This window comes from Sphingorhabdus sp., from assembly GCF_044239005.1.
In the GTDB taxonomy this organism is placed as follows: domain Bacteria; phylum Pseudomonadota; class Alphaproteobacteria; order Sphingomonadales; family Sphingomonadaceae; genus Sphingorhabdus_B.
The window spans coordinates 1-6,858 of the sequence record NZ_JBIICH010000109.1 but is presented as its reverse complement, the minus strand read 5'-3'; the positions used below and the strand labels follow the sequence as shown (position 1 = coordinate 6,858).

The 6,858-nt window shown below is 56.1% G+C and carries 6 protein-coding genes; 2 read left to right on the top strand and 4 right to left on the bottom strand.

The features are described 5' to 3' along the window. Nucleotides 1-810, top strand: an 810-nt coding sequence (locus tag ACILQA_RS08810; protein ID WP_395629365.1) for a putative glycoside hydrolase, incomplete at its 5' end; no start/stop codon positions are given. 18 nt (nucleotides 811-828) lie between these two features. Beyond that, entirely contained in the window at nucleotides 829-2,106 is a 1,278-nt protein-coding gene (locus ACILQA_RS08805; RefSeq protein WP_395629364.1) for a sugar MFS transporter, read from the top strand. On the opposite strand, the gene ACILQA_RS08800 is transcribed toward ACILQA_RS08805, so the two are convergent. The 4 genes from ACILQA_RS08800 to ACILQA_RS08785 form a co-directional block, all read right to left on the bottom strand. Beyond that, on the bottom strand, nucleotides 2,103-3,350 hold the full coding sequence (locus tag ACILQA_RS08800) for an MFS transporter (RefSeq protein WP_395629363.1): 1,248 nt from the start codon (nucleotides 3,348-3,350) through the stop codon (nucleotides 2,103-2,105). The genes ACILQA_RS08805 and ACILQA_RS08800 overlap by 4 nt on opposite strands. Next, complete coding sequence (locus tag ACILQA_RS08795; protein ID WP_395629362.1) at nucleotides 3,304-4,365, bottom strand: LacI family DNA-binding transcriptional regulator; 1,062 nt, start codon at nucleotides 4,363-4,365, stop codon at nucleotides 3,304-3,306. Before ACILQA_RS08795 ends, ACILQA_RS08800 begins: the two co-directional genes overlap by 47 nt. Nucleotides 4,366-4,368: 3 nt before the next feature. Next, nucleotides 4,369-5,343 carry a family 16 glycosylhydrolase gene (locus ACILQA_RS08790; protein WP_395629361.1) on the bottom strand — a complete coding sequence of 325 codons (975 nt, stop codon included), beginning with the start codon at nucleotides 5,341-5,343 and terminating at the stop codon, nucleotides 4,369-4,371. A gap of 87 nt (nucleotides 5,344-5,430) precedes the next feature. Then, a partial coding sequence (locus tag ACILQA_RS08785; protein WP_395629360.1) for a TonB-dependent receptor domain-containing protein occupies nucleotides 5,431-6,858 on the bottom strand: 1,428 nt, incomplete at its 5' end.

The following is a 6,858-nucleotide window of genomic DNA, read 5'->3' as shown; positions in this document are numbered from 1 at the left end:
GCGCGATTGAAGGCGCAGAATATTCCTGTTGTGGTCCTGTTCCTATCTGGACGGCCCATGTTTACCGGCAAGCTTATCAACCAAGCCGACGCTTTTGTGGCTGCATGGTTGCCGGGCACGCAAGGCCGGGGTGTCGCCGATGTGTTGGTCGCAGGCGCAAATGGAAAGCCACTGCGTGACTTCACCGGACGCTTGCCTTTCAGTTGGCCGGCAGATGCGCGGTCACCGATCGATGCGCCGCTTTTCCCGCTCGGCTATGGCCTCGATTACACGCAATCGAGCAAGCTTGCTCCGGTTAACGAAGACCCGCGCGTCGATATGTCATCGCTGACCATCGCCACGCAATATTTCGTCCGTGGCAAGGTGCCCGCACCTTGGAATTTACAGATGGACGGGTCGATTAGCGCGCGGGCTGTTGATATGTCCGCACAGGAAGATGCGCGGCAATTCACTTGGAACGCCGATGGCGCTTTCGTTGTCAACGGGCCTGCTGTCGATTTGAGCAAGCCGTTGAAGGAAGACTGGTCGCTGCTCATCGACTGGCGAATTGATCAGCCAGCGACCGGTTCAGTCATGCTGTCCTTTGGTGGCGCTGCGCTTGATATAAACAGCACGATGCGCGCATTGCCAACGGGAACGCCCACACAAACCCGCATTCCGCTGCGCTGCTTTGCCGCGGCTGGCGCGAAGTTGGACGCGGTCGGTTCCCCGATACGTATGCAGGCGGCGAAAGGCCTTGTTGCGACAATTCGCAACATTCATATCGAAACGACAAAAAAAGGCGCGTCCTGCCCCGGCAAAACGCGCTAACACCAAGGGAGAGAGAAGATGGCATTGGCACCCGGCGCATCTGCGTCAGCAGATAATGGCGATACCCATATCGACGCACCGCAATTGCAATTGTTCGTGATGGGGCTGTTCTTCATCTTCGGCGGCATCACAAGCCTCAACGATGTTATCATCCCAAAGTTAAAAGAGCTGTTTACGCTCAATTACACGCAAGCGATGCTTGTGCAGTTCTGTTTCTTTGCCGCTTATGCCGTCATCGGCATTCCCGGCGCGCGGCTCGTGAAGAAAATTGGCTATATGCGCGGCGCGGTTGCCGGCCTTTTGACGATGATGGGGGGCTGCCTGTTGTTCATTCCCGCGAGCCAGACCGCGACCTATGGCGTATTCCTGTTGGCATTGTTTGTGTTGGCAAGCGGTGTGGTCATTGTCCAAGTGGTTTCCAACCCCTTGATCTCCATTCTTGGTAAGCCTGCCACGGCGCATAGCCGCCTGACCTTTGCTCAAGCGTTCAATTCCCTTGGCACCACGGTTTTCCCGATCGTTGGTTCGATCCTTATCCTTGGCAGCCTCGCGACGGTAACCGCTGACCAACTATCCGGTGTGGAGCTCGACGCCTATCGCACTGCAGAGAGCCAAGCCATTGTGAACGGCTATTTGGGTATTGCCGTGGCACTGGCGATTGTTGCCGCAGTGGTATGGCTGTTTCGCGATGCGCTGAAGGGCGAAAAGCATGAAGCGAGCGAGGGCTTGGCTGGCCTCGACTTGTTGAAGCGGCCTCGTTTCGGTTTCGGTGCTTTATGCATTTTCCTATATGTCGGCGCCGAAGTCGCGATTGGTTCGCTCATCGTCAATTATTTGATGCAAGATCATGTCATGGCTTTGCCCGAGCAAGACGCTGGCAAGCTTATTGGCCTATATTGGGGCGGCGCCATGGTGGGCCGGTTCATCGGCTCTGCGGTGCTGCGTGTGCTTAGCCCGGGTAAGGTGCTGGCGTCTGTATCGGTGGCCGCAATTGCACTGCTGATCTTTTCCACACAAAGCACGGGCGAAGTTGCGGGCTATGCCTTGCTGGCCGTCGGCCTGACCAATGCGATCATGTTCCCGACGATCTTCACGCTGGCCTGTGAAAAGCTCGGGTCACGCGCTGCCGACGGTTCCGGCATCATCAACGTCGCCATCGTCGGCGGCGCTGTTGTTCCGCTGCTCACGGGCATCATCGCTGACGTGACCGGAAGCCTGGCGATAGCGTTCACGCTACCGATGCTTTGCTATGCGGTCATCGCGGCATTCGGGATCTACGCGCGCAAGCCTGCCTAATCGCGCGCATGCTGGCGCGGCATTGTTGCCAATAACAGGCACGCGATGACCGCCAGCCCCGCGAGCAGCAGAAACAGGCTGCCAAAGCCATAAGTGGGCACCAAAGCGAGTGTCAGCCATGGCATGATGAGCGATGGCACGGTGTTCGTCAGGTTGAAAATGCCCAAATCCCGTCCGCGCGTCTGTGGACGCGGGAGCACCCTCAACGTCTGGCTTGAGTGCAGCGCCAGAAACAGGCTGCTCGCCAAACCAAAGACCACATAGCCGGCGATGGCTACCGGTAAAGATGACGAAACCGACATGATGATCAGTCCGGCCGATGCTGCCGCTGCCCCACATATGAGCGGTGGAATGGGGCGGTTTGCGCGGTCGGACCAGCGGCCGGCAGCTAATGCTAAAAACACAGCCGCACCCAGAACAAGCGCAAAGATATTCGCCGCATTATTTTCGCCGAAATCCGGATCGACGCTGCGGAACCACAAAAGCAGAAACGCAAATAATGAGGCTTCCGCAATTTGGATCAATAAGCGCGCAATCCACATTTTAACGGCAGCGTGCCGTTTTACGGCGCTCTGTTCCCCATCGGTTGTTTGATCCGTCGGCGCGGTGTTCAACTCCGGCATCGATATCGGTCTGCCAAAAATCACCACCGGACTGACCATGGCTATCACCAACATCGCGATAATGATTTCACGGTGCTCCGATGGAACAGCATCGTTCATCGTTACAAACGCGCCTGAAAGCGCGCCCATACCGGGCGCGAGCGCCAATAGACCGCCAAGGAAGCCCTTTTGGGAATCGGGAATGGTATCACCGGCCCACGCGCTTAAGGGCGCGAGCATCATGTTCAGGCCAATTTGCCAGAGTATGATGATGGCGATCATCGCCGCCGGGCTTTTGGCGTAAGCTGTGGCGAGGAGCAAAGCCGTTGATACGGCTAATCCGGCGCATATCCACGGGCGGCGTTTGCCGGTTTTGTCACTGGCCCATCCAAAACCGATATTGGCCATGCTTGCGGCGATAGCGCCCAGAAAGGCCGCTATCGCCAACATGCCAAGCGCGTCCGTGCCGGAGATGTCTGTCGCGCGCAGCGGCAGCAATATCGTCAGAAACGGCATATAGGCGACGGCACCGCCGGATACGGCGAGCGCGTACAAATACATGAACGTTGCCGACTGCCGGCCGCTGTCCGCAGATTTAGGCGCGACCATGTGCAGACGGTGGTGCGGTGCTGCTGCGCTCAATAAGGCTGCCTTCAATGACAACAGGTTGATGCGGCACAAGCGCGTCACCATTGGTAATCAATAGCTCTACCGCCTTCGAAAAGGTTGCGGCAATGGGCTGATCAACCGCAGTCAGTTCGGGCACGGTAAAACGCACAACGGGCGTGTTGTCGAAACTGATAAGGGATAGATCGCAGGGAATGTTTAAACCACGCGTCTTGGCTGCATCCAAAGCAGCAAGCGTCATTTGGTCATTGCTGCCGATGATCGCCGTGGGCGGGTCTTGCAAGTCGAGCAACGCGTTTGCCGCCAGCACACCGCTATCATATCCAAAATCGCCTCTGACGCATAAGGCATCGCAGGAAAGGCCGGTGCTGGTCATCGCCTCGCGCCACCCGTCGATACGCCAGTTGGACAGGTCATATTCCTTGGGGCCAGCAATGAAACCGATCCTGCTATGGCCAAGCGCGATGAGATGTTCGGTTGCGCGTCGGGCCGAGCCCTCATCATCCATCGTCATCGCTATTCCCGGCCCTGATGTGATCGATCCGATGCGAGCGAAGGGGATTTTGCGCTTGGCAAGAAATCCGGTGATGAGCCGGTTTTCAGAGTGGGGTGGCGTCAGGATGACGCCGTCTGGCTGCAGCGCGGCAATGGCGGCACCCAATTCGCGCTCGACATGATCATTGTGGGTATCGACCAGTTCAAAGATCATCCGGTATCCATGTTCGGCACATTTCAGCATGCCGCCCAAAAGCATTTGGTCTACCCAGTCCGACCCTTGGCGGTTCCGCCAATCGGCAATTGTGCGTTCCCGGTCGTTGATGGCAAGGATCAAGTACGAACGTGATCCGCTCATCCGTTGCGCCGCGATGGACGGGACATAGCCAAGCTTATCAATAGACGCCTGCACCCGCTCCTGCATGGCAGGCCGGACGTTAGGCTCATTATTGATGACGCGGCTTACCGTTTGCAGGGAAACCCCTGCATCGGCTGCGACATGTTTAATAGTGACGGCCTGGCGGCGTCTCGCCATAACTTACTTACTCTCTTTGCCGTCCTGCATGCAGGCCAGACCTTTTTCCTTATCGCTGCTGCATTGGTAGATGCGGATCCAGTCGATCAAAAACGCTGCAGGTGTTACATCCGATGCAACGCCTTTATCGTTATTCTTCTCTGACAGGCCACCACCAATAGCGAGGTTGGCCATGATGTAGAAGGGCTGGTCAAAAGGCGCAACGGGATTTGATTTCGCAAGCGGAGAAGCTGTTTCCCAATCAGCACTGGTCCGTTCCCAATATTTCCGGCCGTCGAGATAGAAACGCATGACGCCCTCGCCCCATTCAAGCGTCCAGATGTGAAAGTCATCGGACGGCAAAGCGTTTGATGGCAGCGCCACGCGCGTATCGTGGAATTTGTTTTTCGGTGCATAATCGCCAAAATGGATCGCGCTGATCATCCGGTTCTCGCCAACATCGCCCGTGCATGTGTCGCAAGTGGCGCCGAGGTTAACACCCTCCAAAATATCAATCTCGCCCGACAGCGGCCAGCCGCCGTAGACGCTGTTGGCGGGCATCATCCACACGGCAGGCCAGGTGCCTTGGCCCTTGGGCGGCTTTGCGCGAAATTCAACTTTTCCGTATTTCCAGCTGGAAATGCCAAGCGTTCGGATTTTGCCGGAGGTATATTCCTGCGTCTTTTGTCGATAAGGCTTATTCGAAAGTTCGGGAGGCAGATCGGGACCTGTAAATATCTCTTTATGCGCAATTAAATGGAGATTCCCATCGGCCACCTTAATGTTTTTGGACCTATCGGTGTAGCATTGCCGTTCCTGATTGCCGCCGCCCCAGCAGGATATTTCAGGCTTCCATTTTTTGCGGTCCAATTTGGTCCCATCAAACTCATCGGCCCACACAAGCGTCCAGTTATTTTCTGAAGCCTGTGCTGTGGCCGCCGTTGTCCAGCACGCCGTCAAACCGATCATAGCACCGAGCAAGACAATTTTGGACGGCATAGCTTTCTCCTGAAACGCGGGCTGAAAGAAAAACGGACCCAAGTCATATGACCAAGGTCCGCTTTTCCGCAACACTGTTACTAAGTGTTAGAACTCAAATCGGGCAAGGAACGTGAAGCGTCGATCGTTACGGAACGCCGAGCGCGTTGCGCGGGTGCCGTCAAAATCGATGACTTGTGATGTCTGTGTGACTTCATCAAGCAAGTTCACGCCCTGAATGCCGAGTTTCAATTGCTTGGTCACAGAAACAAAGATGGATCCGTCAAGCTGCCCTGTCGCTTCGCCGTAAATGGGCGAGAACGGGAAGATGACGTCGCGCGGTGTCTGCACAAATTCAGACCGCCAGTTATACGCCAAGCGGAATGACAACGGACCCTTTTCGTAGAATCCGACGGCATTGACCGTGTGCTTCGAGACGCCAGCCAATGGCAGTCCGCCCGAAAGCGGGCTCTGTTCTGAACCGAGCGAAGCGTTGTTGAAATCGCCAGCATCAACATAGGTATATGTCAGACCGGCGCCCAAACCGCTTAATAGGCCAGGCAGGAAATCGTAAGTTTGCTGATAAGCAACTTCAACGCCCTTCAATGTTCCGCCGTCGCTATTCACCGGTGTGTTGAACAGAATATCGGTGTTGACGCCCTTCGGCGTGACAAATGGACGCACTATGGCGCCGCTATTCACGATATTGCTGATATCCTTTACAAAGCCGGATACCGTTAACGAGCCGATTTCTGCCCAATACCATTCGACAGAAAGGTCATAGTTCACCGATTCAACAGGGCGCAGGAAGCGGTTACCCGTGTTGATGGCAAGCAACGGACCCGTGGCCAAAAGCCCACCGGCGCGCAGATTGTTGGTGTTGTCATATGCACCGCCACCCGATGTGAACGCGGATAGATCTGGCCGGGAAATACCCTTGGAGATTGCACCACGCACCAAGACGCCATTGCCGAAATCAAGTTTCGCGTTGAAGTTGGGCAGCCAGTTTGTGTAGCGAATGTTGAGCGGGTCGGAAATGACCTCACCTGTAAACAACGACGCATATGTCGCTTGGCGCGCGGCCGACAAGCCGCAATAGCCAGGCACCGGTGTGATATTATTGGCGAGAATAAAGGCACATGAGCCCTGCACTTCCGCCAGTTGGACTATGCCATCACGATTGCCGTTAGCGTCGAAATATTCGGGCGTCGGCAGGCTGAACGAACCGCCGCTTCTCACCTTGGTGCTGACATAACGCATGCCGATATTGCCGCTGAGCGTTGCGCCACCAAGATCCGCGCCAAAATCGACGCGTGCATAGGCAGCGGCCGTGCTTTCTTCGACGTCCGAAATTTCACCAGCTGTCCATGGACCACCCGCTAGGGCACCCGAACGTGCTGAAATCGGGAACCATGCGTTAGGCGTCAGGGTGGAACCGGTAATCGCATTCGCCTGCGTCCGGATGGCGCCGCTCAGATAATCCGCGACCATATTGTCGCCGCCGAAGAAGAAGGCAGAGCCATCCCCAAGCGGAAC